Raw genomic sequence first — 25,567 nt, forward strand, 5'->3', positions numbered from 1 at the left:
TACCTTATTCGTCGGGGGGACGTGATAGAACTATGGAGTTGGACTTGTCTGACCTGCTTGTGTGCCAGCTGGAGGAGCTTGCTGGTTGGACCCGGTGCTTCCCTGCTGTCCGCCCTGCTGACCCGCAGGCTGCTCTCCTGTCGGATTCGTCGGCGCAGTCGTTCCAGTTCCAGACGCTGGCGGCGGCGTAGCGCCATCAGGTGACGCTGTGCCTGCTGGCGCTGTGCCTTCCTGCGGTTGTGGCGCGGGCGGCGGCTGCGACTCTGATTGCAGCGTAATCAGCAGCTTCTCTTTGCCTGTGAGCGCCGTGCCCGGAGCGATGCTCTGCTGTACGACAAAGCCTGTTCCTGCGGCTTGCACGTCGATATTCAAAAGCGAAGTAAATTCCATGACTTCGCGCAGCGACTTCCCTTTGAAATCAGGCATCTTCGCCCCATCCAGACGATCCGTCACCAAAATGATTTGCTTGCCAGGCACCGTTTGCTCGTAAGCGGCAGGATATTGCTCCACGATTTTCGTGCCTGTTCCGAGCACCGTCACCGTCAGATTGTCCTGCTTCGCGCGCAGTTGCGCCGCCGTCGTCGACATCCCTTCAAACTTGGGCAAAGTCTGACTCGCTACAGGCTGAGCCGCCAATACTTGTGCTTGTGATTTCTTGTCGTTTTTCCCGTTTCCTTTATCCGATTCCACCCGCGAGAAATCCGGCTGCTGTTGCAAATATTGCAAACTGCGCTCCATGATCGTCTTGAACGTGGGCGCAATCATCGTTTTTCCCCAGTATATATACGAATCACTCGTTTCCGGGTCATCAATGACAACGTACACGAGCAGACGCGGGTTGTCTTTTGGCGCAAAACCGATAAAGGAAGCGATGTAGTGGCCATCCATGATTTTGCCTGTGTTCGGGTCGTACTTTTGCGCCGTTCCCGTCTTCCCTGCGACGTGGTAGCCGTCGATCGCGTACAGCTTCCCTGTTCCGTGCTCGCCTGTCACGACCGTTTCCAAAATATCGCGGGTTTTCTTCGCGGTCGCTTCTGAAACGACCCGTCTCTGCACTTCGCGTTCACTGCGCTTCACAACCGCTCCGGTGTGCGGGTCGCGCAATTCTTTGACGATATGCGGCTTCAACAGCTCGCCGCCATTGGCAATCGCCCCGACTGCGGCGATCTGCTGAATAGCTGTAACTGTCACCCCTTGTCCGAAAGTCGACGCTGCCCAGTCACGCGGAGAGCGCGGCTTCTCCAGGTTGATCAGGTTTCCTTCTTTCTCGTAAGGCAGTTCGATTTCGGTCAAAGAACCTATCCCGAACTTTTTAAAGTACGCCCTGAGCTTTTCCAGCTTGAGGCGTTCGTAGCCGAGCTTCGCGAACATTACGTTACTGGAACGCTGAACCCCTTCCAGAAACGTGATTCTTCCCCATCCCACCCCGTTGTTGTGGTCGCGGATCGGAACTTGTCCCTTGATCGTGTACTTACCAGAGTCGTACGTCTCATTTGGATTGAACAGCCCTTCTTCAATTGCGGCTGCAAGCGTAATGATCTTGAACGTGGAACCAGGCTCGAACATGGAAGTGATCGCATGGTTTGTATAGTTGGTAATCCCGTTATAGTATGTATTGGGATTAAATTGCGAGCGATTGCCCATCGCGAGAATCTCGCCCGTCTGCGGATCGGAGACGATGACCGTCATGCCTTTTGGCTTGTACTGGCGATCGACGACATCCAGCGCCTGCTCGACGTAATCCTGGATTTGCCTGTCGAGGGTGAGGTAGACGTCGTAGCCGTCTTTTGCCGGGACGTATTGGCCCTGGCTGTCCGGAAGCTGATAGCCTGCCCCGTCTCTTTTATACTCCATCTGCCCTTGTTCTCCGGCCAGTTCCTTGTTGAGCTGAAGCTCGATTCCCATTTTCGGCTGGTCGTACAGGTCCAAGTACCCGATTACGTGTGAAGCAAAGCTGTTGTTCGGGTACACACGTCTGGTCGTTTCATTTAAAAAGATCCCCGGAAGCTGGTTTTCTTCCACTTGCTGCCCACTGGGAAGCTTGGGAAATTGCAGCGCCAAAATCCGGTTTTTTTGTTCCTCGCTAATTTTTCTGCCATAGCGGCCCAGCTCGACTACCGTGTTCGGCTTGGTCAGCATTTTCACAAGCTCAGGAACCGGAGCGTTGAGGATCGGGGCAAGAGCATTCGCTGTATAGTAAGGGTCCTTGACGAAATCCTTGTCCTTGTCATCGCGCCCCTTCAACCTGGCGTTCACCGTGTACGCCTTGCCATCGAAAGCGAGAATTTCGCCGTTTCGATCCTTGATCGCTCCGCGCATCGGTTGCAGCGTCCGGGCCCGATCCCATTGTTCCGTAGCCTTATCCATAATTTTGCTTGCTTCCACCGTCTGAATCCAGTAAATCCTCAGACTCAAGGTGGAAAAAATCAAGATCAGGCACAACGCACAAATAAGGATGCGCCAGTTCACCAGTCGTTTCGTATCCATTTCCACTCACTCCATCACGTCATTGATCGGGGGTAAGAAAAAAATGTTACCGCACAATAGACGCAGTAACATTGATTTAAGGCTGGTTTGGCTTTTGTTGAAGCGAACTCGCCTTTCCGTTCTCCTGACCAATCGTATGTACGGCATTCGCATTGTACACCATGCCTTGTCGCTCGGCTTCTCTCTGGATGCGATCGCGGTTGCTGAGTTGCTCGATTTGCAGTTTCAGAGTGGCGTTGTTTTCGGCTATCAGGCGATTCTCTTTTTTGGTGCTCTGGATTTCATAGTTCATTTGGGAAATTTGCGAGTATCTTACCCCGACCATTCCCAGACCGGTCACTGTCAGCGAGATAAACAAGAGATAGAGCAACTTTTCGCCTGTCGGAATGGTAGGCTTGATTCGGACTGTTCGTTTTGTTGTTTTGGTGACGGAGCGGGATTCCTTTTCCAGTTCCATTGCCAGATTGCCTTGGTAGTAATAGCTCAACGTTTTCTCACCCCTTCTTCCTCGTCGCTTTTGCTCACTCTAGACCTTTTCCGCTACCCGCAGCTTCGCGGAGCGTGCGCGCGGATTGACTTGCAGTTCTTCTTCTGACGGCAAGATCGGCTTGCGCGTGATGATTTTGACGATCGCTTCGTTTCCGCATGTGCAAATCGGGAACGCTGGCGGGCATGTGCAGCCTTTGGCATAATCCTGGTACACTTGCTTGCAAATGCGATCTTCCAGCGAGTGGAACGTGATGACACTCACGCGGCCAGCCGGATTCAAAAGCTCGATCGCATCGATGACGGCTTCTTTGAACGAGTCCAGCTCGTCGTTGACGGCAATGCGGATCGCCTGAAACGTTCGCTTCGCAGGATGTCCGCCTGTGCGTCGCGCCGCTGCCGGAATCCCTTCCTTGATCAGCTCGACCAGTTCGCCTGTTGTTTGAATCGGCTGCTTTTTGCGCTGTTGCACGATTTGCCGGGCAATTCGCCGGGAAAATTTCTCTTCTCCGTACAGCCAGATGATCTTGGCAATCTCTTCTTCGTCCCATTCGTTGATGATGTCATAAGCGGACAAGGGCGCTTGCTGATCCATTCGCATGTCGAGCGGCGCATCGGCGTTGTAGCTGAAACCGCGCTCCCCCTCGTCAAGCTGTGGCGAAGACACTCCCAAATCGAACAGGATGCCGTCTACACCTGTAAGCCCCAAATCTTTGACAATCTCCTTCAGATGGCGAAAATTGCTTTTGACCAATGTTACCTTATCCATATAGGGAGCCAGGCGTTCCCGGGCATTTTCATGCGCCCAGTCGTCCTGATCAATGGCAATCAAACGACCGCCATCGGTCAAACGGGAAGCAATCAGGCTGCTGTGACCAGCTCCGCCAAGTGTGCAATCCACATAGATGCCTCCAGGCCGAATGTTCAGGCCGTCTACAGCCTCATCCCTCAATACTGTTACATGATGAAACGACAATGTCGTCACTCCTGTTCTTCTCGCTGCTACAAATTAAAATCAACCAGTTTCTCAGCAATTTCTCCAAAAGAGCCTTCCGACTGGGCGAAATAATCTTCCCAACGTTCTTTGCTCCACACCTCTACGCGGTTGGACACACCGATGATCACACATTCTTTTTGCATGCCCGCATGCTCGCGGAGATTGGGCGGTATGTTTACCCTTCCCTGCTTGTCCCACTCGCATTCGGTTGCACCGGAAAAGAAAAACCGTGTAAAAGCGCGTGCATCTGCTTTGGTGAAAGGAAGCGTCTTGAGCTTTTCCTCCAGCTGCTTCCACTCTTCCAGCGGATAAGCGAACAAGCATTGGTCAAGTCCGCGGGTAATGACAAAGGAAGCTCCGAGTCCTTCACGGAATTTCGCAGGGATGGTCAGGCGGCCTTTTTCGTCGATGCTATGCTGGTATTCCCCCATGAACACGCCCTGGTCCCCCACTTTCTTGTCCTGTGGCTCCACTTTCCCCCACTTTTCCCCACCTTGTCGCCTACTTGCTATTATAAAAAAAAATCCTGCGTTTGTAAGCAGGATTTTTTCGCTGATTTTTTTGCCGGGAAAGGACGGGTTTCGCGTCTTATTCGACCCAGCTATCGAGATACGATTTTTGCTCATCGGTCAATTTGTCGATACCGATGTTCAATGCTTCCAATTTGTACTGAGCAACCATGGCATCCAGCTCGTAAGGCACGTTCAGTACCTTCTTGCCGATTTGCTCGTACTGTTCATTGACGTGCGCCAAGGAAACAGCTTGCAGCGCGAATGTCATGTCCATGATTTCAGCTGGGTGACCGTCGCCTGCTGCCAGGTTTACGAGGCGGCCTTCTGCCAGAAGGTACAGTTTTCGACCGTCTGCCATGACAAATTCTTCGATGTCTTTGCGCACGATTCGTTTCGATGTCGACAAAGCGCCAAGCTCGACTTTGTTCACTTCGACATCGAAGTGGCCAGCGTTGGACAAGATAGCGCCATCTTTCATCACTTCAAAATGCTCTTTGCGGATCACATCGCGGTTTCCGGTTACGGTCACGAAGTAGTCGCCGTGTTTTGCAGCTTCGCTCATCGGCATCACTTCGAAGCCATCCATGTACGCTTCTACCGCTTTGATCGCGTCGATCTCGGTTACGATTACTTTCGCGCCAAGACCTTTCGCGCGCATAGCTACCCCTTTGCCGCACCAGCCGTAGCCAGCAACAACGACCGTTTTGCCTGCTACTACGAGGTTTGTCGTGCGGTTGATACCATCCCATACGGATTGGCCTGTACCGTAGCGGTTGTCAAACAAATATTTGCAGAAAGCGTCGTTCACCGCTACCATCGGGAACTCCAACTTTCCTTCTTTTTCCAGTGCTTTCAGGCGCAGGATACCTGTTGTCGTTTCTTCTGCCCCACCGCGCACTTGAGCCAGCAGATCGCGGCGCTCGCTGTGCAGGATGGTCACCAGGTCGCCACCGTCGTCAATGATCAGGTCAGGGCGAGTTTCCAGCGTTTTGATCAGATGCTCTTTGTATTCAGCAGGGTCTGGATTGTACTTCGCAAAAACGCGAATGCCGTCTTCAACCAGAGCCGCGCAAATGTCGTCTTGGGTAGACAATGGGTTGGAGCCAGTGATGGTCACTTCTGCGCCACCAGCTTGCACCACTTTTGCCAGGTAAGCTGTTTTTGCTTCCAGGTGCAAGGAGATTGCCACTTTCAGTCCCGCAAACGGCTGCTCTTTTTCGAAGCGCTCGCGAATGCGGTTAAGAACTGGCATATGCTCTTTTACCCAGTCAATTTTCAAATGGCCGCTATGGGCAAGCGACATGTCTTTTACAATGCTTTCTGAAACCGTGTTCATGTATGGGTAACCTCCTTTATCTCATAACACAACCTTGTCTATCATATCATACGCAAGTACAACCATCATCTGTTTTTCCTATTCCCGCCAATTTTGTCGCACATCGCTTGTAAGCGCATCGTCTCGCCGCTTCCCTAGCGCGCAGCGGGCAAGTCGCTTTTTCCTGGCAGCGGCTGCGGCGGAGCACTCGCCGTCAACAGTTCGAGGAAGCGCAGCAAAGCTTGCGGCATCCATTTTTTCTTATGGTAAACCAACTGTCGGTAAACGCGGACATCCGGGTGGGAAAAAGGCAGGATGACAAGCGTTCCGTTTTTCACCTCTTCGCCAACCGCGATAGCAGGGATGAGCGCAATCCCTAAATCATATGCGACGCATTGCTTGATCGCCTCCAGACTCCCGAACTCGGAGGAAGACTCGATCGCAGCCCCGGCATCGCGCAAAACCGATTCCATGATCGAGCGATAGCTGCAACCTGCTTCGGTAAAAATCCAGTTGGCTCCGATAAAATCGCGCGCTTCGATCTTTTCTACCTGTGCCAGCGGATGGTTGGGCGCGGCGATGACGACCAGCTTTTCTTCCCCCAGATTCACGTTGACCAGCTCGGGATGGTCTTGCAGCCAATCCAGCACAAAGGCAAAGTCGTGATGCCCTTCCTTGACGCCTTGCCGCAAGTCGTGACAAATTCCCGGCTTCAGCAAAATCCGCATGCGCGGGTGTTCTTGGCGAAATTTTTGCAAGAAAGGAGGCAGAAAAAACGCCGCAAGCGATTCAACCGTTCCGATGCGCAGCGTGCCAGCCAACTGAGCCTGCTCGGACAAGTTGGCCCTCGCTTCATCGAGAACGGCCAACAGCTGTTCACTGTACGCAAGCAGCGCTTCTCCGGCGTGGGTCAGCCTGATTTTCCGCCCCCACCGCTCAAACAGCGTCACTCCAAAATCCCCCTCCAGGTTCTGAATCTGCGTCGTGACGCTTGATTGCGCGTAGCCCAGCACCTCTGCGGCACGGGTAAAACTTTGGCATTTTGCCACCTCGCGGAACGTCAGCAAGTAGCGCGTATCCATGAACGGCTCCCTCCTTTTTCATCGAAAAATCCGATTTCAATTATCTAATATTATAGATAACTCCGATGATAATGTCTATGCTACACTACCTCTACAAACAACCGAACATAAAGAGAGGGAACATTCATGGAAAAAGCAACTGTGCAAACTGCGGGCTTGGCCAAAACGTTGCGGCTGCCGCAAATCGTCGCCCTGTACATCGGCGCTGTCATCGGGTCCGGGGTCTTGCTGATTCCCGGATTGGCAGCGGAAAAAGCGGGTCCAGCCTCGATTCTCGCCTGGCTGGTCATGTCGATTCTCGTTTTGCCGATGGCGATTACGATGGGACTGCTATCCGCCCGCTATCCAAGCTCCGGCGGCGTCTCCACTTTTGTCCGCACGGCTTACGGCGATCGTTTCGGCAATATCGTCGGCTGGTTCTTTCTATTATCTGTGCCCATCGGCGCCCCGATCCTCGGCGTGACCGGAGCGAACTACCTTGCCCTGTTGCTCGGCTGGGGCGACACGCAAATTTACACCGCTGCGGCACTGATTTTGACCGCAGTCGTGATCATGAATATTCTCGGAATGCACGTAGCGGCACGCGTCCAGACCATCGTCGTCTCCCTGATTATCGCCATCCTGATTTTGGCCGTAGTCGCTGCCCTGCCCCACGCTTCCGTCAGCAACTTCACCCCTTTCGTTCCCAACGGCTGGCTGAGCGTCATCCAGGCGGCAGGTCTGTTATTCTGGTGCTTTATCGGCTGGGAGGCGGTTACGCATTTGTCGGAAGAATTTGTCGATCCGGCGAAAAATGCCATTCGCGGTGTGCTGTGGAGCGCCGGAATCGTCGCCTTGCTGTACTTTTCCGTAGCGTTCATGACCGTAGCCACCCACAGTTACGGGGCAGGCATCTCGGCTGCTGCGCTCTCTGTCATGGTTCAGCTCACACTCGGCCCTTTAGGCGGCTGGATCGTTGCCGTGACGGCTTTGTTCATCTGTATTGCCACGACCAACGCCTACATCGGCGCAGCGTCGCGCATCGCCTATTCTCTGGCGCAGGAAAAGATCGCTCCGCGCTGGTTCGGGCTGCTGCACGCCAAATACCGGACACCGCTCGGCGGGCTTTTGTTTCTCTCCCTCTGCTTTGTTGTCGTACTGACGGTTTTGTACCTCGGACTGATTGATTTGGCACGACTGATCGAACTGCCCAACGCGACTTTTTTCGCCACTTACATCGGCGGCTGTCTCGCTGGTGTGCGGCTTTTGCGCGATCATCGCTTCGGGCGGCTGGCTGCCTGGACGTCGCTTGTTTTCACCGTCGGCCTGTACCCGTTTCTCGGCTGGTCTGCGCTGTACCCGCTCGTCATCGCTGCCGTCTTGCTCGTCTGGCAAAAACAAAAGCAAAAAGCTTGATGATCAAAAAACATGACTTTCGCAACAGCATCGACAGGCTGCCTCTTCCGCTCCGGGAGAAGCGCCTGTCTTTTTTTCGCTTTAAACAGTTTCCTAGCTTATGAATCTTGTGCACCTGCTTTCTCCGTGCTACAATGACGACATTCCCAATCATCGGATGTTTGGAGGTTTCGTTCATGACATTGCAAAAACCCGTTCGTTCCTCGCTCGTCAAGCAAATCGCGGAGCAGCTCGTCGAACGAATCGAGTCTGGCAGATGGAAGGTCGGGGAACGCATCCCGCCTGAGCCTGAATTGGTCGAACAGCTAGGCATCAGCCGCAATACGCTTCGCGAAGCGGTACAGGCGCTGATTCACACTGGCATGCTCGAAGCGCGGCAAGGGGACGGCACGTACGTCCGCGCAGCGAGCGAGTTTGGCGCGGCGATGCAGCGTCGGCTCAAGCGCTCGACTTTACTGGAAATTTTGGAGGTGCGCTACGGACTGGAGCGCGAGATCGCCAGACTGGCGGCAAGCCGCAGGACAGAGGCCGATTTGCAGACGATCCGGCAAAAGCTGGACACGTCCCTCTCGCTCAGACACGACCCCCAGGGCTATATCTCGGCGGATGTCGCGTTCCACATCGCGGTTGCCCGCGCGACCCGCAACAGCGTGATGATCGATCTGTACGAGCAAATGACCGAGTCGCTGCACATGTCCGTAGGCGGTACGGTCGATGTAAAAGAGTTGATGGATGAACAGGCACATACACACACGGCACTGGTTCAGGCGATTGCGGAGCAAAATGCAGACGCAGCCGAGGAAGCGGCAAGGAGCCTGATTCAAGCAAGCAAGACCGCTCTTTTGGAACGGATACAGAAAGGAAGTCTTGACTTATGAGTCCGACAGCATTGGCAACTGCGAAAAGCAACGCGCAGCCAGCCACCCCCAAACCGTTTCTGATCATCGCCGGAATCATTCTGATTACGTTCGCCATGCGCTCACCGTTGACTGCCGTCGGGCCGTTGGTCGGCTCCATTCAAGGCGATCTCGGACTGTCCAACAGCATGTCCGGGTTGTTGACGACGGTTCCTTTGCTCGCCTTTGCGCTGCTCTCCCCTCTGGCTCCGGGGATCGGGCATCGGCTCGGCGCAGAGCGAACACTTTTTGCCGGACTGCTTGTCGTTCTCATCGGTCTGATTTTGCGCTCGTCCGGCTACGTCTTCACCTTGTTTGCCGGAACCGCGTTGGTGGGAGCTGGCATCGCGATTTGCAACGTGCTGCTGCCGGGGCTGGTCAAACAGCGTTTCCCGCAAAAAGCCGGCTTGATGACCAGTGTGTACACGACGACGATGTCCATGTGCGCCGCTCTTGCTTCGGGCATCAGTATTCCGCTCGCCAGTACAGGGAATTGGGGCTGGCAAGGCTCGCTCTTTTCCTGGGCGCTTCCCGTCCTGTTCGCCATCGCTGTCTGGCTTCCGCAGCTGCGCTCTGCCGGAAGTGCTTCTGTCAAACACGCCGGGCAAAAAAAGCAGCCAGGGCTGTGGCGTTCCCTGCTCGCTTGGCAAATCACGCTGTTCATGGGGCTGCAATCCTTTTTGTTTTATTGCACGATCGCCTGGCTGCCCGCTATTTTGCAGCAGCACGGCATTAGCCAAGCCAGCTCCGGGTGGATGCTCTCGCTTGTTCAGGCCATCAGCTTACCCGCGAGCTTTTTCACCCCGGTGATCGCTTCCCGATTGTCCAATCAGCGTCTGCTGGCTGCCGTCATCGGGCTTTGCTCTCTCTTCGGATTCGCCGGGCTTTTGATCGGAAACAGCACGGTCTTGCTGTATGCCTGCCTGCTCTTGCTCGGCGTCTCGCAAGGCGCAGCAATCAGTCTCGCCCTCACGTTTATCGTCATTCGTGCACAAGACGTACGCCAGGCCGCCCGCTTGTCCGGCATGGCCCAGTCCATCGGTTACTTGCTGGCCGCGGTAGGACCGATTGTCGTCGGACTCGTCTACGACTGGCAGCAATCGTGGACATTGCCCCTCACCATCCTCTGCTTCGTCAGCCTGTTCGTAATCCTGAGCGGAATCGGTGCCGGGCGTAATCAGACGGTGTAAAAACAAGCTTCAAAAAAGCGTGCAAGAGCCCTTCGAAGGCTTGCACGCTTTTTTGTTCGGGGAGCAGAGTATCGACCCGCCCTGCCCGCATGGTAAAATATAGAAAACGATCCTTGCGAGGAAGGAGCCTGGAAAATGAAACGTCTGCTGCTATGTACCGCGATGACTCTGTCGCTTCTGGTCGGCTGTGCCGAACCGCAATCAAACACGCTTCCCTCGGCTATCGAAAAGCAGATGGAGGAGCAAATCGGTATGGATATCGCTGTTCCTTCAAACGACAAGCTGGTCGTCAAGTATGCAGAAATTCGCTATCCGCCCATCGTAAACGGGCAACAAATCGCTGGCCCCTCTATCGCAACCATCGTGTATACCGATGAAAAGGGAGAACTTTTGCCAATCACGGACGAGCAAAAAGCGGAAATGCGCAACAGGCAGCAGCGTGAAATCTTTTATGGCGAGTACGCGGGCAGGCCAATCATCATCATGGAAATCAGCACGATGAAAAACTCCTTACATGACGCCAAGACAGCCGAAATAGAAGGAATCACAGTCGAATACGGGCAAAAAGAAGCCGCCTCCGGAACGTATGCGTTTTATTCCTTTCACCATCAAAACGCCTCTTATATGACTACCTTCCTGCTCAATGACACGACTACGACTGATGACGCCGTTGCCTTCAACCGGAAACTCATTCGTCAGCTTCAAGGAAAACAGTAGCCCCTTTTGCAGGCAACAGCAACAGCGCTGGCAGCAAAAAAAGCAGGGAAGGCCCCCTGCTTTTTCGCTTTTCCACACCCGCTATTCATCTTTCCCAATCAATCGGAACGTCTTCCCATCCTGGGAGGACAGGTAAAAGGTCTTGTCGACGCTTCCGCCAAGCTCTCCGGCATAGTATTGCACGGTCAGCCTGTATTTGTTCGTGCCGATTTTAGCATAGTACATCAATTCATTAAATCGCGGGAACCGCACGTAATCGTAGACTTCGTACTTCATAAAAGAGAAGTGCTCGCGCAAAAACGGTTCGCTGACATTCAGCTTGTTCTCTTTGACGTAAGCTTGCAGATCAGCATAGCGTCTGATCTTTTTTTGCTCCATTACTTCGCGGACAAACGCCGATACCGCATCGCTCATCCCTTTTTTCTCGCTCGCCGTCACTTCGCCCGGGAACAGCTCTTCGATTTTGCTGTCCAGACGCGTCAGCATCACGACCGCCTGTGCCCGACTGATCGCACTATTGGGACGGAAAGAGCCGTCCGGGTATCCGGCGAGCAAGCCCATCTTGTACGCAGGGGACACGGTCATGACTTCCTGTTCGTTGGCGGTAGACAAATCAGAGAAAAAGCGCGTGGTCGTTCCCCGATACTTCTCCCCTTCGGATTGATGTCCGAGCGCCGCCAAAAGAATGCGGGCCGCCTCCAGTCTGGTCATCCCGTCTGTCGGTTTGCCTGTCGACATAATGCCTGCTGCCGCCAAATGACGGTACGTCTGCTCTGACCAGCGACCTACGGAAGGAGCCAAATACGTCTCTTTGACAAAAGCGTCAGGCTCAAATCCGCTATAGGATGGCAGCACACGCTCCACCAAGGCAAGAAATTGCTCTTGCGTAACGGTTTTTTCCGGCTGAAAAGTGCCGTCCGGAAAGCCTTGGATCAACCCGCTTTTCGCTGCCAATTCAATCTCTTTTCCTGCCCAGTGTCCTTTTGTGTCGAGGAAAGAGCCTGCGGAAGCTACGGGCTTTTCCTCCCTGGCCTGTGCCCGATTCCACTCACCAAAAGCCGCGCCCGCCCATGCGATTGACCAGGCAAGCGCCAAAACAGTGGCTTTTTTCCCGACTTGTCGCAACTTGTTCTGCATCTCGAGTACCACCTTTCCTCACAGGAATTGCCTTATTCGTAGGACGCAAAATTTGTCGGAAAAGTTTCGGTCTATTCGTTAGAAATTTTTCCCACAAGCGGTGCAACAACCAAAATGGTCATGTCCGTTTTGTTGACCGCAAGCCAAGCGGGCACATCCCATTTCCTGAAAAACATCGAGACGTTTTTCATAGAAAAAAGCCGACGTTTCGTCCAGGACGAGCAGTCGGCTTTGGCGATTTCTAGACAAAAAACAGTTGATGAGTCCCGTCATGGGTGAATGGCGCTTCGACCATGCGATCGATTAATTCCAATCCGTACTTGTTTGCAAAAGGGAAAAAGCACAGCTTGCGTTCTTGCAGACCGCCCTCCGGCAACAGCGTCGTCTCGATTCGCTTGATCCGGTTGTAGGCCACGTCTTCTTTTTGCTGCAAGGAACGAATCAGCCGCTCCTCCAAAAAGGAGACTTGTTCGAGCAAGAGCGTGCTGTTTTTCTCCGACAGCCCGCGCATTCCCGGGTCCAGCCGGATCACTTCGTCCACGAGCGGACGGTAGAGCTGCTCAATCGATTGGCGCACTTGGGCGAATTGTTCGTGCAGCGGATGCGGGCCTTGTTTCTTCTCCCAGTCAGCTTTCCATTCGGTGAAGCCGGTCAAAACCTGCTCGACAGACAGCTCCAGACCCTCCAGCAAGCGCAAATGCGCCCCTTCCACCAAAGTGATCGACATCCGCGGCAAAACGATCGGCATCTGCATCCCGAACAACGCAAAAACTTCGCGGTAATACGCCCAGTAGGCGATTTCACCGGGTCCGCCAATGAACGCAAGCGTCGGAAACAGTTGCTCCTGCATCAGACCGCGCGTGACCACATTGGCACTGAACCGCTCCGGCTGTTCCCGGACAAGCGCAAGCAGCTCGTCGCGGCTGTACGACTGCCGTCTGTTGACAAAGCGATCCAGATGACGGGAAAGCAAAAGGCGATCCTCGCCTTCATAAATAAACAAGTTGGCCTGATGTTCGTCGACTTCAAGCTGCAACGGGTAGCCCGCTGTGGCAAGCCGCTCGGAAGCCTGCACCAGCAACTGGGCCATTTGCTCGTTTTTCTCGATCACCTGCTGAAATACGGGACGTTCCAACTCCCGGACAAAAGGCAGCGATGACTCGACAAGGATCAGGCCATGCTTGCCAAACAACTGCGCCAATAGACGCGCAAACCACTCCACTACCGTGGATGAGCTTTTCGCCGTTTGCGTCAGCAATTCCCGTACGTTTTTCGTTTCCGCCGTCTCGGTTTGTTCCTGGAAAAACGTTTCCAGGAACTGCATACACACTTCCTCTTCCAAAGGAAGCTTGCTTGCAGACGCACGACCTTTCTTTTTCAGCGACAGCCGCTCTTTGTGCAGACGCGTATCGCCATCCGTCGTCCAGTACACGTGGTCGATCTCATCGATGTCGTGATCTTCGCCCGCGATCCAAAAGACCGGGACGACGTTTACTTGCAGCTCGGCAGAGAGCTTTTTGGCCGCCTGAATCAAATGGACGGCCTTGTTGATCGTATACAGCGGGCCTGTCAGGACGCCTGCCTGCTGACCGCCGATGACGACATATGTATCCTGCTGCTTCAACAACTCGATTTTGTCCAGCGCTTCGGGGTGGTTTCCGATCGCCTGATTAAAGTTATGTAAGCCTTCCGCCAGTTGGAGCCGATTGAAGGTTTGGGTGGACAGCCACTCCAGCCGCTCCCGGTATGCCTGATCTCGGTAGGGATTATGGGCAAAAAATGACAGGGCAGACTCGTTTTGCTGCTGGTACTCTCGCGCCAGCCGATTTGCCAATGGAAGCGCAACGCGTTCAACATTCATGCTAGCTCACCTTTCTTAGGGCGATGGTCACTGCAAATTATACCACGCCAGGCATTCACAAAAAACAAGACAACCCGCTTAAATGGGTTGTCAAAGTGTAGAGCTGGCATCTTTTTAAAATTGCGGCGGAGTAACAGACCAGATCAGGACAGCTTCCACCTCGCCGCTGTTTTCAATCGTGTGCGACTTGCTGCTGTCAAACGAGATGCTGTCTCCCGCCTCCAACACGTGCTCTTCATCATTGAACCTCGCTGTCACGCTACCCGATATGACGGTAAAGCACTCCTCGCCTTCGGACTGGACGAATTTGTCTGTGACCATTTCCTTCGGCATCAGACGCACTTCCAGCATGCCCAGCTTGGCGCTTCCTCCCATCGAGAGCAACGAATACGTGCCGGTCGATTCGGGAAAAACCAGCTGTCTGCGCTTTTGCAGACGTGTCACGTGTACTTGCTTTTGGTCGATGTCTTCGAAGAAATGAATGATCGGAGACTCCAGGGCCTTTGTAATTTTCCAGAGAGAATCCAGTGACGGTTGGGATATCCCCCGTTCCACCTGGCTGAGCAGCCCTTTGCTGAGCCCTGTTTTGCCTGCCATGATCTCCAAAGTAAATCCACGTTCTTTTCGAATCATCCGAATCTTATGTCCGATGCTCTCGATGGGAAGTCGCATAGTTCCAACCTTCTTTCTTATCGGAATAAATACGATATGTATCAGTCAGTGCGTTACACGACACCCATCGTCTTGATTATGCCGGTCGTAAACAGCACTATATAGACAAGTCCAAACCAGAGAAACGACAACCGCCAGGCGGAAAACCCGACCTTTTTCAGAGATAGCTTTCCTTTCAGCTTGACCTGGAGCCATCCCAAAAGCACAATGGCGCCGAGGAAAAAGCAGCTCACCCACCACCAGGCCGACATCGCCTCAGGCCAGATGAGTTCGTATGCGGAAACAGCGGAGCGAATCACCAAAAAATTCGTGATATTCACCGCCCAGCGACCGGCCAATCTCTTGTTCCGCTTCCACATGTACACGATCAAGTAAACAAGCGGAAACCCCAAGAAAGGCACTACGGTCAGCGTACCCCAAAAATAGGACCAGAAAGTTGTCCACACGGCCATCTACTGTCGCCTCCCCTCCTTCCCTATTCCCATGCTTGTCTTGAGAAGAATGACGCGAAGCAAGGTTTCGTGCAACGGAGTAGGAATCCCGGCTTCTTTTCCCCGCTTCACGAGGTAGCCGTTGATTGCTTGCACTTCCGTCGGTTTTTGCCGCTTCACATCCTGAAGCATGGAGGAAAGATTACGGGAAGTATTTCGGCAAATGGCGACAATTTCCTGCCATTCGGGATCGCCGATTTTCTGTCCGGAAAAAGCAGCTACCTCCACAGCTTCATTAAATAAATCACGCATCAGTCCTTGCGTATATGAACTGTCGAGGAGGGCGCCATTCGGAATCTCAAACAATGCCGTGAGCGGATTGATCAAGGCATTGGCCAACAGCTTTCTCCACGCATGCGGTTCGATTGCTTTTTCATAAAGCGCTGTGATGCCTGCCTCGACTGCCCATGTGACGAATGCATCAATCAAAGCATCGCGGTCTGCCTTTTCCTGCCAGGGACCAACGCGAAGCGTCCCTGTTCCGGTATGCTCCACTTCCGTAGCAGAATGCCTTCTGGCTCCTTCTGTATGAATGGCGAAGTAGCATTGCGCATCCTCCAGTACAGATGCGAGCAATTCCTGGTGTCCCATGCCGTTTTGCAAGGCAATGACACGCGCGTACGGAGGGATTTCGGCAAGAGCCGGGAGTAGCGAGGGCAAATCGGGCTGTTTGACAGTGAGCAAATACAAGTTCCCTTCCGGCAATCCATCTGCAATCGGTTGGGCTTGTACGTTTACTCTGTTTTTTTGGCCGTCCAGACTGTGGAGCCACAGTCCTTGCTCCATGAGTTGATTCGCCTGTAGTGAACTGCGCGTTACGACGGTCACGGACTGACCAGCGAGCGCAAGCCTTGCTGCATACAGCAAACCAACGGAACCTCCGCCAACGACAACCACTTGCAAAGCGCTTGTATCGGGTTGCATTTGTTCACCTACATTAATCAATACTTATTTTATAAGAATAGCAGAGTTTAGGAGATTGTTCAATTGATTGGAACAAAAAAGATCAAAATTATCGAAAAATTTCTATCAGCCACGTTCCTTTGTTTTTCAAGCGGTCAACTGCTCGCCGTTTTCAATCTGCTCAAAAAAGACTGCCGCGGGATAGCGACAGTCTCAACGAATATTTATACAGGATAAACGGGATGCTTACGGTCAGAGAAAACTTGCCGTTTCCCCTTGTAAATCTCGTAGCGCGAAATCAGATCATGGCGCAAACCGCTCGGCGGCACAATCGCGTCGACGATCAGGTTGGAAGCCAGCAAATACAAGTCGATGTCCTCCTGGTATTCCTTGCGCTTCTCCTGAATGAACGCCTGACGTTCTGCCGGGTCCTCGATCGCCTGAATTTTGTTGCTGTACACAGCGTTTACGGCAGCTTCCGGGCCCATGACCGCGATTTGCGCTCCAGGCAGGGCAATGCACGCGTCCGGTTCAAACGCCGAGCTGGCCATGGCGTACAGTCCGGCTCCATACGCCTTGCGCACAATCACGGAAATTTTCGGTACGGTCGCCTCGGCCATAGCGGAAATCATTTTCGCCCCGTGACGGATGATGCCCGCCCGCTCTACTGCGGTGCCGATCATGAAGCCTGGGACGTCGGCCAAAAACAGCAGCGGGATTCCGAACGCATCGCACAAAGTAATGAAGCGCGCCGCTTTGTCGGCGGAATCGACGAACAGGACGCCGCCTTTTACCCGTGGCTGGTTGGCGATGATCCCGACCGGCTTGCCATCCAGACGGGCAAGACCCGTAATCAGCTCCTGGGCGAACAGCTTCTTGATCTCGAAAAATGAATCCGCATCAACGAGCGATTGAATGAGATCGTGCATGTTGAACGCGGCATTTTGGTTTTCCGGTACGATAGTAGTGATGTCTTTGGCCGTCTCGATCGGCGCTTTTGCCGCCTGGAGCGGAGGCTGCTCGCTGTAGTTCGCCGGGAAAAAGCTCAAGTAGGTGCGCGCAGACTGAATCGCTTCCTCTTCGTTTGCTGCCAGCACATCGCCGCAGCCGCTCACCGAGCAATGCATCCGGGCGCCGCCCAGCTCTTCCAGACTCACCTTTTCCCCGATCACCATCTCCGCCATGCGCGGCGAGCCGAGGTACATGCTCGCGTTTTTGTCGACCATGATCACAATGTCGCAAAAAGCCGGGATGTACGCGCCGCCCGCAGCAGATGGGCCGAACAAAATGCAGACTTGCGGAATTTTGCCGGACAGCTTCACTTGATTGTAAAAAATGCGTCCCGCTCCCCGTCTGCCGGGGAACATTTCCAACTGGTCGGTAATGCGAGCGCCTGCCGAGTCCACGAGGTAAATCAGCGGTACGCGCATTTTTTCCGCCGTTTCCTGGATGCGAATGATTTTTTCTACCGTCCGCGAGCCCCAGGAGCCTGCTTTGACCGTAGAGTCATTGGCCATGACGCATACCGTCTGGCCGTTTACTTTTCCAATCGCAGTCACGACGCCATCCGCAGGCAAATCTCCCGCCATGACATTGGCGAACAGCCCGTCCTCGACCATGAACTCATCGTCGAACAACAGCTTCAGCCGATCGCGGACGAACAGCTTGTTCTGCTCCTTGAGCTTTTCGTGGTATTTGGCATCGCCACCTTGCTTGATATGCGCGATCTTCTCCTGCAACGTCTCTTCCAAATGCTTGGTCATCGGCTACTCCCCCTCGTCACTCTCCGCGATAGATCGGTTTTCGTTTTTCCGCAAAAGCTGCCAGTCCTTCCAAACGGTCCTTGGTCGGAACGAGCAGCTGGTACGCATTGCTCTCCATCATCAATCCGGTTGCCAGCTCTACTTCGCTGCCGCAGTCGATGGCAAACTTGGCCTGGGCCAGCGCCAGCGGAGCATTGCTCGCAATCTGCGCTGCCAGCTCCATGGACACATTCATCAGTTGCTCGTGCGGCACGACGCGGTTGACAAGCCCGATCGCCAAAGCTTCCGCCGGGAAAACGCGCCGCGCTGTAAAAATCAGTTCTTTGGCGATGCCCTTGCCGACTAGCCGCGGCAGCCGTTGCGTGCCGCCCGCTCCCGGGATAATGCCGAGAGAGGTTTCCGTCAAGCCCATTTGCGCCTGCTCGCTCATGATTCGCAAATCGCAGGCGAGCGCCAGCTCCGTACCGCCGCCAAGTGCCAAACCGTTGAGGGCAGCAATGACCGGCTTTTGCAGTTTTTCAAGCTCACTGAACGTGTCGCGAATCGTCCGAATGTACACTTCCACCTGTTCGGGCGACATGCCTCGCCGTTCCTTCAAATCCGCGCCGGAGCAAAATGCCTTGTCTCCCGCCCCGGTGACGATGACGACACGCGTGCTGCGATCGCAGGCAAGTTCGGCGATAAGCTTGCGCAGTTCCGTCAAAGTCTCCAGGTTCAAACAGTTGAACACATCCGGCCGATCAAGCGTCACGACACCGACCAGCCCGTCTTTTCGATAGGAAATCGTCATGTGGCCCTTCCTCTCTACGTATGCTCCTCCTGCTTTTGCTTTGCCAGGTTAGCTTTCAAAACTTTGGAAGTCAGCTCCCTGCCCAGCTGTTCCTGGATGTAGGCACCTGCCTCTGTCAGCCGATTCAGGTCAACTCCGGTTTCATAGCCCATTCCGTGCAGCATGTAGACCAAGTCTTCCGTCGAAATGTTGCCTGCCGCCCCCGGTGCGTACGGGCATCCGCCCAAGCCGCCGATGGAGCTGTCAAAAATCCGGATGCCTTCCGCCAACGCTGCCGCGACATTCGCCAGCCCGGTTCCTCGCGTGTCGTGAAAGTGCCCGGCTAAGCGCTCGGTCGTAACATCTTTCACAAGCTCCTGAAAAACCTCGTGCACTTGCTTGGGGGTTGCCACGCCGATCGTATCCCCGAGCGAAACTTCGGACACGCCCATCTCGACGAGCGCATGGGTCACTCTTCTCGTGTTGTCAACAGGGACGGCTCCCTCATACGGACAACCAAACACGGTGGAAACGTACCCGCGCACGCGCATGCCGAGAGCGAGCGCTTCCTTCGCCGCTTCCGCCAGCACAGGAAATGTTTCCGTGATGCTTTTGTTAATATTTTTGCGGTTATGGCTCTCCGAGGCAGACATGAACAGGGCAACTTCGCTCACGCCGCACTGGCGCGCCCGCTCCAGCCCGCGAACGTTTGGCACCAGCGCACTGATGCGCACGTCCTTTTTGCTGGCTGGAAGTATTCCTTGCAAAACTTCCTCGGCGTCCGCCAATTGCGGAATCCAGCGCGGATTGACAAACGAGCTGGCCTCGATCCGCACAAGCCCGGCGTCGATCAGCTTCTTAATCAACTCGATTTTTGCTTCTGCGGGTACGATGACGCTCTCATTTTGCAGCCCATCGCGTGGGCCAACCTCTACGATTTGCACGTTCACAATCTTCCCGCCCCTTTCCTAGCGACCGCTCAGTTTGGAAAGAAAAAAATTATTCGAGAACGACGATAATGTCGCCATCGTTGACAAAATCACCGATATTCGCTTTCACTTCCACGACTTTTCCCGCTTCCATCGACTGGACAGGCACTTCCATTTTCATCGATTCCAATACGATGACATCTTGCCCCTCGCTGATCGTGTCACCTGGCTGCACCAAAACAGAAATGACGGTTCCTGCCATATTCGCTGCTACTTGTTTCATCCAAGACCCTCTCCTTACTTGTGGTTGGTTTTCGTTGTCCGCTCCGTAATAAACCAGGTGGTGTAGTCTCCGCCCCGGAACTGTTCATCCGCCAATACTTCCTGCAAAAATGGAATATTCGTTTTAATACCAGTAATCAGAAAATGGTGCATAGCTTCCTGCGCCCGCTCCACAGCTTCTTCCCTTGTCTCGCCGGAAATGATCACTTTGGCAATCATCGGGTCGTAAAAAGGCGTAACCTGTGTTCCCGACTCTACCCCGTCATCGATCCGCACATGCTCCATGGCAGGCGGCTGATACAGGCTGATCGTGCCTGGCGACGGCAAAAACGTCACCGGGTCTTCCGCGTACACACGCAGTTCAATCGCGTGCCGCTTCGCCTGAACATCGCGCTGTTCGACTGGCAGCGGCTGTCCATCGGCAATCGCCAGCTGCATAGCGACCAAATCGTATCCGGTCATCTCTTCGGTCACGGCGTGCTCCACTTGCAAGCGCGTGTTCATTTCCAAAAAGTAAAAATTTTTGTTTTCATCTACGATAAACTCGACCGTTCCCAGCCCTGTGTAGCCGACAGCCTTCGCTGCCTTGACGGCTGCCTCGCACAGTTGTTCTCTCGTGGCAGGATCAAGAAAAGGCGACGGGCTTTCTTCCAGCACTTTTTGATGACGGCGCTGAATGGAACACTCCCGCTCCAGCAGATGAATGACATTGCCAGCGTTGTCGGCTGCAATCTGCACCTCGATATGCCGCGGGCGCTCCACATATTTTTCCACGTACATCGCATCGTTGCCGAAATACGCTTTGGCGCGACCCTTTGCCGACTGATAGGCTTGCAACAGCTGCGACTCTTCACGGCATATTTGCATGCCGATCCCGCCCCCGCCAGCACTGGCCTTCAACATGACCGGATAGCCGATTTGAGCGGCCTGCGCTGTCGCTTCTTCCACTGTCGCAAGCGAATCTTCGCAGCCTGGCACGACAGGCACGCCTGCCTCCTGCATGATTCTGCGGGCCGTCAGCTTGTCGCCCATTTGCCCGATGACCTTTGGCGAAGGTCCAATGAATACAAGCCCTTCTTCTAGAACGCGCCTCGCGAACGCTTCGTTTTCCGAAAGCAGTCCGTAGCCGGGATGAATGGCATCGGCATTCGTGCTTTTCGCCGCCGCGATGATAGCCTCTACGTTCAAGTAGCTGTGCGGCACTGGCGGCGGGCCGATATGGACGGCTTCATCCGCTTCACGGACAAACGGCAGGTCGCGGTCGGCATCCGAGTAGACGGCTACGGTTGCGACTCCTTTTTCGCGGCAGGTGCGCATAATTCTTCTGGCAATCTCACCACGGTTTGCGATCAATACCTTACGCATGGCAACGCTCCCCTCTTTGACAAACCGACTCCAATCGAAAGCGTTTCCAAATTGTTTGCTCGGTTTGTTTCATGTGATGCTTACTTCTATTTTGCCATGAGAATGAACATAGTTCTAGAAAGAATTTTTAAATTTTTTCCATGAACCTTTTTTCGCTTTCTGACAATTCCGCAACGCGGCAAAGAAAACGCTTCGGAAAATCCGATCATGGTGTATAATAAAGGGGAGTGGCCTAAGCCGGCCAAGGCAAAGAGCTGTGAGAGGAGTGGCTGACCATGTTTGAAGTAAGACGTTTACAGATCAACTACAAGACACTGGAGGAATTTCAAAAGTTTCGCGAATTTGGCCTGGAGGAGCTTTCGATGAAGGAAGACCTGGAGGCGAACATCGTGGAGAACGATTCGGAATCTCCTTTTTACGGTATTTATGACAACGATCTTCTGGTAGCACGCATGAGCCTCTATAAAATCGACGGGAAATACGACCGTTATTTCCAACCAGCCCAAGATTACTACGAGCTGTGGAAGCTTGAAGTCCTGCCTGATTACCGCAGCAAAGACTACGGCACGGCTTTGGTTAACCACGCAAAAAGCTTTGGCGCTCCTATTAAAACAAACTCCCGCTGTCGTGCGGACGAATTTTGGCTGAAAATGGGCTTTACCCCTGTCAAATACAATCCGATGCGCGATCGCGGCGAAAACCCTTACGTCTGGTTGCCAGAGAATGTGGAGCTGCAAGACTAGCTCTTCCTTTGGACAGGACAGAAAAAAGAAGCGGAATGTAACCGCTTCTTTTTTTGTTTGCTGCGCAGCATTTATTTTTCCACTCGCTCCAGGTTGCCGTTCTCATCCATTTTGAAAATAGCTTTGGAGGACTCCTCTTCCTGCAAAAAGGCCAGCTTGCGCGCGCGATCCATGATCTGAACAAGCGCGCGGTAATCGTCATTTACTCCCTGCACCTGCTCCAGTTCTTTTTTGGCTCGCTCATGCGCATCCTTCAATTCTTTTAACTCCAAATCTTTGCCTTCCAACTCTTGTTCCAGTTGTCGCAAGCGCCTCGCCATTTCCTTCTGGTTGACGAGCATGCGAATAACCGATTCGATTTGCTCTTCTTCCACTGATTCCAGTTCAGAAGCCTGCATCTCGGCAACAGCAGGCGGCAATTGCCTTTGCGGCAACAAAACAGCCTCTGTCTCCACAATGGTAGCTGGCGTTTGAATCCTGCCCATCTTCTTCAATTGCTGTCTCTGACTTTTGGCTATCGAGATTGCCGCATCGTAACGTTTGCGCACGCAACTATTCCAGCGAAATCCGCACGCAGCTGCTGTCCTGCCCAACCTTTGACCCACTTCTTCAAATGCGGCAAGTTGTGTACCGCCTTCGCGTATGTGGCGCAAGGTGACTTCCGCCAACACGAGATCGTCATCTTCGGTCCATGCGTCTTGTCTGGAAGCTACCATATGAGTCCCTCCCGTTACCTTTAAAAAGGATGATGTAGTTCATCCTATGCTTTTCCCTACTCTTGTAGAATCGCTTTCTACTAGAAAAAGTATGTCCAAGCAAATAAATGTTTAAACGAGAAGAACCATCTGGCGGGCGGTTACTGCTTGTTCAGAAATTTTTCCACGACGGCGACATGCGCCGGACTTCCCCATAGTTTTGCGCATTGATCCACCTCGCGCTCGATGCGCTCGGCCCGCACGATTCCTTCCCGCTTCCAGCGGACGAGCTGCATGTACGCTTCGATCCCTTCCAACGGCTGCGCGGCGATTTTTTTCGCGAACGCGTGCACAGCCGCTTGCAGCTGATCGTGCGGGTAGATTTCGTCCACGAAGCCGTACGACTTGGCCTCTTGCGCCGTCAGCCTTTCTCCCGCCAGCAAAAGAGCCAACGCTTTCGACTCCGGGAGCATGTCGAGAAGCCGGCTTCCCCCGCCCCAGCCTGTCGTAATATGCATGCCGATCTGCACAAAGCCGAACCGCGCCTGCTCGCTGGCGAAGCGAAAATGGCAAGCGCCTGCAAATTCGCATCCGCCTCCGACAGCAGCGCCGTTGATCATGGCAATGACAGGCTTGGTGAACGTGTCGATGGCAGACAACAGTCCCGCCACCTTGCTCAGCAGCGGATACGCCTGATCATGTCCGCGCGCCGCGATAAACTGGTTCAAGTCTCCCCCGGAGACAAAACTTTTGCCTGTACCTGTAATGATGAGCACCTTCACCTGCGAATCTGCCTGGCAGTCCGCCAAAACATGGTGCAGCTCGTCGACCAGCTCCATGCTGACCGCGTTATGTACGTGCGGCCGATTCAGCGTAATCGTGGCAATGCCCGCTTCTTTTTGCAGCAGTACGGTATCCATGAGCGCAATCTCATCCTTTGCTTCGATTTTGTTTGCTTTATTTTACTGGTTTGCGCGACAAAATCATATCGGATGCGGGCAAAAAAAGAAAAGAGAAGGCAGTATGCCTCCTCCTTTTCAGGACAACAAGTTTTTCATCGCGGAAGAATTGAAGCCGACAATCAAATTCTCGCCATCTGTCAAAATCGGGCGTTTCAGAAGCTGCGGCTCTTCGCTCAGCATCTCCAGCAACTCTTTGACAGACATGTCATTAATATCGACGTCCAAGTTTTTGAAGCGTTGGCTTCTCGTGGACAAAATCTCGTCCAGTCCGTTTGTCGTCATTTTGATGATGTCGAGCAGCTCTTCGGCTGTCGGCGGGTTTTTAAACAGGTGACGCTCTTCGTAATTGACGCCATTCTCTGCCAGCCATGCTTTGGCTTTGCGACAGGATGTGCAGCTCGGATACGTGAAAAACGTTAATTTTTGTGTTTGAGTACGTTCAGCAACTGCCATCGGTTACCCCTCCATCTCATCTATACCCATTTGGTTTCGTGTATTCTTGGTGTTTCCATGTGCTCTTTTGCCAATTGCCGGATGCAATTGCTTTGAGCTATTAACTCACAAAAAGTAAGCTAATAAAAATTCTTTCCTTACTTTGGATTATAAATCTACAATAAACACTATGTCAATAGTAGTTAATCTAAAAACTAGGCAGAAAATTTGGGGGATGTGTTGTTATAGCACACTGCCACCTTAACAAGCCAAACAAAATCGGATACACTTATGTGGATGTGAAATTTTTTCAAACAAATATGGAACACGGTTTGTCACTTGAGAAAGGGGTATCCGGCATGGACCACGACGCGCATAAGTTAACCAGTGCTTTGGCAGACCCCACCCGCTTCTCCATTTACCAATTTGTCGCGTACAGCAAAGATCCAATCACTGTCCAGGATGTCGCAGACCACTTTTCCATCCATCCGAATGTGGCCCGCCTGCATCTGACAAAGCTGGAGGACGTGAATTTGCTCACAGCCGTCTCGGACAAAAGTGGCAAAGGTGGACGTCCCAGTCGATTGTATTCCCTGTCTGAACAGGTGGTGAGCCTCCAGTTCCCACCTCGCGACTATCAGCTTCTGGCCGATATCGCAATCGAAAGCCTGCTGTCGCTCGGCGAGGCGGGCGAAGCCGCTCTGATCAATATGGGGCATCGCATTGGTACAGAGATGGCGAAACGGGCGGTTGTCCAAAGCGGATTGAATCTGCAAACGGCTACTTTGGAAGAGAAATTGAACCTGATCCATCGACTCGTCGTTGCTCAGGGATTGAAACCCGATATTGAAAAGCTGGACGAAGGCACCCTTCGTTTTCGTGTAAACAACTGCACGTTTTCCGACACGGCCAAAAAATATCCGCGCGCGGTTTGCGAGATGCATAACGCTCTGCTCATGGGAATATTCGAAACGTACTTAGGGAAGATTGAATTACGTGAGGATGGCTCGATGATCAGGGGCTGCAAATCGTGCAACTATACGGTTATCCATTATTGAGAATGATCCTCACCCGGACGGTGATTTGAAGCGTTTTCCTTCGCCCCAAATCCGTCATACCTTTATCGTTTACACGTCTTCGCCTGTCCTTTATAATGGGGTAGGAATCTTGTAAATCTTACCGATCTAGGCAAAAAGGGGGGACAACAAATGGATCGTATGTATCGCGTGCTTGGTTTCTGGACCATCGTTATCGCGCTGATGGCGTTCTGGGGCGGTCTGTACCCAATGTCGCTCATCTTCTTCGGTCTTACAGCATTCTTCGTAGCGTTGAGCTACATGAGCCTGACTGAGCGAGTGTATCTGAACATTTTTTTCGGCTTCATGTTCCTGTCTTTTGTAGGGTTCACGTACTACACGTTCTTCGTAATGCCTGTAGGCCCGCAAGAACACGCTTTCATGCAACTGATGATGTAAGAAAAAAAGAT

The 25,567-nt window shown here is 53.2% G+C and carries 26 protein-coding genes; 7 read left to right on the forward strand and 19 right to left on the reverse strand.

Going from position 1 to position 25,567, the window contains the following annotated elements:
• Positions 1 to 30: 30 nt before the first annotated feature.
• From NST23_RS17625 to NST23_RS17650, 6 genes are all read right to left on the reverse strand, one after another.
• Positions 31 to 2,487, reverse strand: coding sequence for a penicillin-binding protein (locus tag NST23_RS17625; RefSeq protein WP_173597036.1), 2,457 nt, complete (start codon positions 2,485 to 2,487; stop codon positions 31 to 33).
• Positions 2,488 to 2,563: 76 nt separating this feature from the next.
• Positions 2,564 to 2,974, reverse strand: coding sequence for a cell division protein FtsL (gene ftsL, locus NST23_RS17630; protein WP_122965000.1), 411 nt, complete (start codon positions 2,972 to 2,974; stop codon positions 2,564 to 2,566).
• A gap of 39 nt (positions 2,975 to 3,013) precedes the next feature.
• Positions 3,014 to 3,958 carry a 16S rRNA (cytosine(1402)-N(4))-methyltransferase RsmH gene (gene rsmH, locus NST23_RS17635; protein ID WP_122964999.1) on the reverse strand — a complete coding sequence of 315 codons (945 nt, stop codon included), beginning with the start codon at positions 3,956 to 3,958 and terminating at the stop codon, positions 3,014 to 3,016.
• A gap of 17 nt (positions 3,959 to 3,975) precedes the next feature.
• Entirely contained in the window at positions 3,976 to 4,407 is a 432-nt protein-coding gene (mraZ, locus tag NST23_RS17640) for a division/cell wall cluster transcriptional repressor MraZ (protein WP_063230384.1), read from the reverse strand.
• Positions 4,408 to 4,558: 151 nt separating this feature from the next.
• A complete protein-coding gene (locus NST23_RS17645) occupies positions 4,559 to 5,818 on the reverse strand; it encodes an adenosylhomocysteinase (RefSeq protein ID WP_122964998.1) in 1,260 nt (419 codons plus the stop codon).
• A gap of 134 nt (positions 5,819 to 5,952) precedes the next feature.
• Positions 5,953 to 6,879 (reverse strand): LysR family transcriptional regulator, encoded by a 927-nt coding sequence (locus tag NST23_RS17650; RefSeq protein ID WP_173597035.1) that lies wholly within the window; start codon positions 6,877 to 6,879, stop codon positions 5,953 to 5,955.
• A 126-nt stretch (positions 6,880 to 7,005) separates the two neighbouring features.
• Between NST23_RS17650 and NST23_RS17655 the strand changes: the two genes are divergently transcribed.
• The 4 genes from NST23_RS17655 to NST23_RS17670 all read left to right on the forward strand — a co-directional run bounded on the left by NST23_RS17655 (position 7,006) and on the right by NST23_RS17670 (position 11,077).
• Positions 7,006 to 8,274, forward strand: coding sequence for an APC family permease (locus NST23_RS17655; protein ID WP_122964996.1), 1,269 nt, complete (start codon positions 7,006 to 7,008; stop codon positions 8,272 to 8,274).
• Positions 8,275 to 8,450: 176 nt separating this feature from the next.
• Entirely contained in the window at positions 8,451 to 9,152 is a 702-nt protein-coding gene (locus tag NST23_RS17660) for a FadR/GntR family transcriptional regulator (protein WP_173597034.1), read from the forward strand.
• A complete protein-coding gene (locus tag NST23_RS17665) occupies positions 9,149 to 10,360 on the forward strand; it encodes a CynX/NimT family MFS transporter (RefSeq protein WP_173597033.1) in 1,212 nt (403 codons plus the stop codon). Before NST23_RS17660 ends, NST23_RS17665 begins: the two co-directional genes overlap by 4 nt.
• 135 nt (positions 10,361 to 10,495) lie before the next feature.
• Positions 10,496 to 11,077, forward strand: coding sequence for a hypothetical protein (locus NST23_RS17670; RefSeq protein ID WP_122964993.1), 582 nt, complete (start codon positions 10,496 to 10,498; stop codon positions 11,075 to 11,077).
• Positions 11,078 to 11,158: 81 nt separating this feature from the next.
• Here NST23_RS17670 and NST23_RS17675 read toward each other — a convergent pair whose 3' ends face one another.
• From NST23_RS17675 to NST23_RS17720, 10 genes are all read right to left on the reverse strand, one after another.
• Complete coding sequence (locus NST23_RS17675) at positions 11,159 to 12,214, reverse strand: S-layer homology domain-containing protein (RefSeq protein WP_340964175.1); 1,056 nt, start codon at positions 12,212 to 12,214, stop codon at positions 11,159 to 11,161.
• A 241-nt stretch (positions 12,215 to 12,455) separates the two neighbouring features.
• Positions 12,456 to 14,075 (reverse strand): bacillithiol biosynthesis cysteine-adding enzyme BshC, encoded by a 1,620-nt coding sequence (gene bshC, locus NST23_RS17680; RefSeq protein WP_173597031.1) that lies wholly within the window; start codon positions 14,073 to 14,075, stop codon positions 12,456 to 12,458.
• Between the two features lie 114 nt (positions 14,076 to 14,189).
• Positions 14,190 to 14,747, reverse strand: a complete 558-nt coding sequence (locus tag NST23_RS17685) for a helix-turn-helix domain-containing protein (protein WP_122964990.1) — start codon at positions 14,745 to 14,747, stop codon at positions 14,190 to 14,192.
• A gap of 53 nt (positions 14,748 to 14,800) precedes the next feature.
• The gene (locus NST23_RS17690; RefSeq protein ID WP_063230374.1) at positions 14,801 to 15,199 is read right to left on the reverse strand and encodes a DUF3397 family protein; all 399 of its coding nucleotides are present in this window, start codon (positions 15,197 to 15,199) and stop codon (positions 14,801 to 14,803) included.
• Entirely contained in the window at positions 15,200 to 16,162 is a 963-nt protein-coding gene (locus NST23_RS17695; protein ID WP_173597030.1) for a ketopantoate reductase family protein, read from the reverse strand.
• A gap of 203 nt (positions 16,163 to 16,365) precedes the next feature.
• Positions 16,366 to 17,904, reverse strand: a complete 1,539-nt coding sequence (locus tag NST23_RS17700; RefSeq protein ID WP_122964987.1) for an acyl-CoA carboxylase subunit beta — start codon at positions 17,902 to 17,904, stop codon at positions 16,366 to 16,368.
• 16 nt (positions 17,905 to 17,920) lie between these two features.
• The gene (locus NST23_RS17705; protein ID WP_173597029.1) at positions 17,921 to 18,694 is read right to left on the reverse strand and encodes an enoyl-CoA hydratase-related protein; all 774 of its coding nucleotides are present in this window, start codon (positions 18,692 to 18,694) and stop codon (positions 17,921 to 17,923) included.
• Between the two features lie 14 nt (positions 18,695 to 18,708).
• The gene (locus NST23_RS17710; protein ID WP_173597028.1) at positions 18,709 to 19,623 is read right to left on the reverse strand and encodes a hydroxymethylglutaryl-CoA lyase; all 915 of its coding nucleotides are present in this window, start codon (positions 19,621 to 19,623) and stop codon (positions 18,709 to 18,711) included.
• Between the two features lie 49 nt (positions 19,624 to 19,672).
• Positions 19,673 to 19,885 (reverse strand): biotin/lipoyl-containing protein, encoded by a 213-nt coding sequence (locus NST23_RS17715; RefSeq protein WP_122964984.1) that lies wholly within the window; start codon positions 19,883 to 19,885, stop codon positions 19,673 to 19,675.
• A gap of 14 nt (positions 19,886 to 19,899) precedes the next feature.
• Positions 19,900 to 21,249, reverse strand: coding sequence for an acetyl-CoA carboxylase biotin carboxylase subunit (locus tag NST23_RS17720; RefSeq protein ID WP_122964983.1), 1,350 nt, complete (start codon positions 21,247 to 21,249; stop codon positions 19,900 to 19,902).
• A gap of 275 nt (positions 21,250 to 21,524) precedes the next feature.
• Between NST23_RS17720 and NST23_RS17725 the strand changes: the two genes are divergently transcribed.
• Positions 21,525 to 21,992 (forward strand): N-acetyltransferase, encoded by a 468-nt coding sequence (locus NST23_RS17725; RefSeq protein WP_063230368.1) that lies wholly within the window; start codon positions 21,525 to 21,527, stop codon positions 21,990 to 21,992.
• Between the two features lie 71 nt (positions 21,993 to 22,063).
• Here NST23_RS17725 and NST23_RS17730 read toward each other — a convergent pair whose 3' ends face one another.
• The 3 genes from NST23_RS17730 to NST23_RS17740 form a co-directional block, all read right to left on the reverse strand.
• Entirely contained in the window at positions 22,064 to 22,708 is a 645-nt protein-coding gene (locus tag NST23_RS17730; RefSeq protein WP_122964982.1) for an RsfA family transcriptional regulator, read from the reverse strand.
• A 140-nt stretch (positions 22,709 to 22,848) separates the two neighbouring features.
• Complete coding sequence (locus tag NST23_RS17735) at positions 22,849 to 23,607, reverse strand: enoyl-CoA hydratase/isomerase family protein (protein ID WP_122964980.1); 759 nt, start codon at positions 23,605 to 23,607, stop codon at positions 22,849 to 22,851.
• A gap of 117 nt (positions 23,608 to 23,724) precedes the next feature.
• Positions 23,725 to 24,102: a Spx/MgsR family RNA polymerase-binding regulatory protein gene (locus NST23_RS17740; RefSeq protein ID WP_063229687.1), complete on the reverse strand. Its 378-nt coding sequence runs from the start codon at positions 24,100 to 24,102 to the stop codon at positions 23,725 to 23,727.
• 338 nt (positions 24,103 to 24,440) lie between these two features.
• Here NST23_RS17740 and NST23_RS17745 point away from each other — a divergent pair, with 338 nt between their 5' ends.
• Both NST23_RS17745 and NST23_RS17750 read left to right on the forward strand, forming a co-directional pair.
• On the forward strand, positions 24,441 to 25,139 hold the full coding sequence (locus NST23_RS17745; protein ID WP_122964979.1) for a helix-turn-helix transcriptional regulator: 699 nt from the start codon (positions 24,441 to 24,443) through the stop codon (positions 25,137 to 25,139).
• Between the two features lie 150 nt (positions 25,140 to 25,289).
• On the forward strand, positions 25,290 to 25,556 hold the full coding sequence (locus NST23_RS17750) for a DUF2626 domain-containing protein (RefSeq protein ID WP_063229689.1): 267 nt from the start codon (positions 25,290 to 25,292) through the stop codon (positions 25,554 to 25,556).
• Positions 25,557 to 25,567 lie beyond the last annotated feature (11 nt).

Origin of the sequence: Brevibacillus sp. FSL K6-0770, from assembly GCF_038000275.1 — a bacterium.
In the GTDB taxonomy this organism is placed as follows: Bacteria; Bacillota; Bacilli; order Brevibacillales; family Brevibacillaceae; genus Brevibacillus; species Brevibacillus parabrevis.

Excerpts from the sequence above, each read along its gene's own strand:
- NST23_RS17625 (WP_173597036.1), bottom strand. The coding sequence starts at position 2,487 with ATGGATACGAAACGACTGGTGAACTGGCGCATCCTTATTTGTGCGTTG.
- NST23_RS17645 (WP_122964998.1), bottom strand. The coding sequence starts at position 5,818 with ATGAACACGGTTTCAGAAAGCATTGTAAAAGACATGTCGCTTGCCCAT.
- NST23_RS17650 (WP_173597035.1), bottom strand. The coding sequence starts at position 6,879 with ATGGATACGCGCTACTTGCTGACGTTCCGCGAGGTGGCAAAATGCCAA.
- NST23_RS17655 (WP_122964996.1), top strand. The coding sequence starts at position 7,006 with ATGGAAAAAGCAACTGTGCAAACTGCGGGCTTGGCCAAAACGTTGCGG.
- NST23_RS17660 (WP_173597034.1), top strand. The coding sequence starts at position 8,451 with ATGACATTGCAAAAACCCGTTCGTTCCTCGCTCGTCAAGCAAATCGCG.
- NST23_RS17665 (WP_173597033.1), top strand. The coding sequence starts at position 9,149 with ATGAGTCCGACAGCATTGGCAACTGCGAAAAGCAACGCGCAGCCAGCC.
- NST23_RS17670 (WP_122964993.1), top strand. The coding sequence starts at position 10,496 with ATGAAACGTCTGCTGCTATGTACCGCGATGACTCTGTCGCTTCTGGTC.
- NST23_RS17675 (WP_340964175.1), bottom strand. The coding sequence starts at position 12,214 with ATGCAGAACAAGTTGCGACAAGTCGGGAAAAAAGCCACTGTTTTGGCG.
- bshC (WP_173597031.1), bottom strand. The coding sequence starts at position 14,075 with ATGAATGTTGAACGCGTTGCGCTTCCATTGGCAAATCGGCTGGCGCGA.
- NST23_RS17685 (WP_122964990.1), bottom strand. The coding sequence starts at position 14,747 with ATGCGACTTCCCATCGAGAGCATCGGACATAAGATTCGGATGATTCGA.
- NST23_RS17690 (WP_063230374.1), bottom strand. The coding sequence starts at position 15,199 with ATGGCCGTGTGGACAACTTTCTGGTCCTATTTTTGGGGTACGCTGACC.
- NST23_RS17695 (WP_173597030.1), bottom strand. The coding sequence starts at position 16,162 with ATGCAACCCGATACAAGCGCTTTGCAAGTGGTTGTCGTTGGCGGAGGT.
- NST23_RS17700 (WP_122964987.1), bottom strand. The coding sequence starts at position 17,904 with ATGACCAAGCATTTGGAAGAGACGTTGCAGGAGAAGATCGCGCATATC.
- NST23_RS17705 (WP_173597029.1), bottom strand. The coding sequence starts at position 18,694 with ATGACGATTTCCTATCGAAAAGACGGGCTGGTCGGTGTCGTGACGCTT.
- NST23_RS17715 (WP_122964984.1), bottom strand. The coding sequence starts at position 19,885 with ATGAAACAAGTAGCAGCGAATATGGCAGGAACCGTCATTTCTGTTTTG.
- NST23_RS17720 (WP_122964983.1), bottom strand. The coding sequence starts at position 21,249 with ATGCGTAAGGTATTGATCGCAAACCGTGGTGAGATTGCCAGAAGAATT.
- NST23_RS17725 (WP_063230368.1), top strand. The coding sequence starts at position 21,525 with ATGTTTGAAGTAAGACGTTTACAGATCAACTACAAGACACTGGAGGAA.
- NST23_RS17730 (WP_122964982.1), bottom strand. The coding sequence starts at position 22,708 with ATGGTAGCTTCCAGACAAGACGCATGGACCGAAGATGACGATCTCGTG.
- NST23_RS17735 (WP_122964980.1), bottom strand. The coding sequence starts at position 23,607 with ATGGATACCGTACTGCTGCAAAAAGAAGCGGGCATTGCCACGATTACG.
- NST23_RS17740 (WP_063229687.1), bottom strand. The coding sequence starts at position 24,102 with ATGGCAGTTGCTGAACGTACTCAAACACAAAAATTAACGTTTTTCACG.
- NST23_RS17745 (WP_122964979.1), top strand. The coding sequence starts at position 24,441 with ATGGACCACGACGCGCATAAGTTAACCAGTGCTTTGGCAGACCCCACC.
- NST23_RS17750 (WP_063229689.1), top strand. The coding sequence starts at position 25,290 with ATGGATCGTATGTATCGCGTGCTTGGTTTCTGGACCATCGTTATCGCG.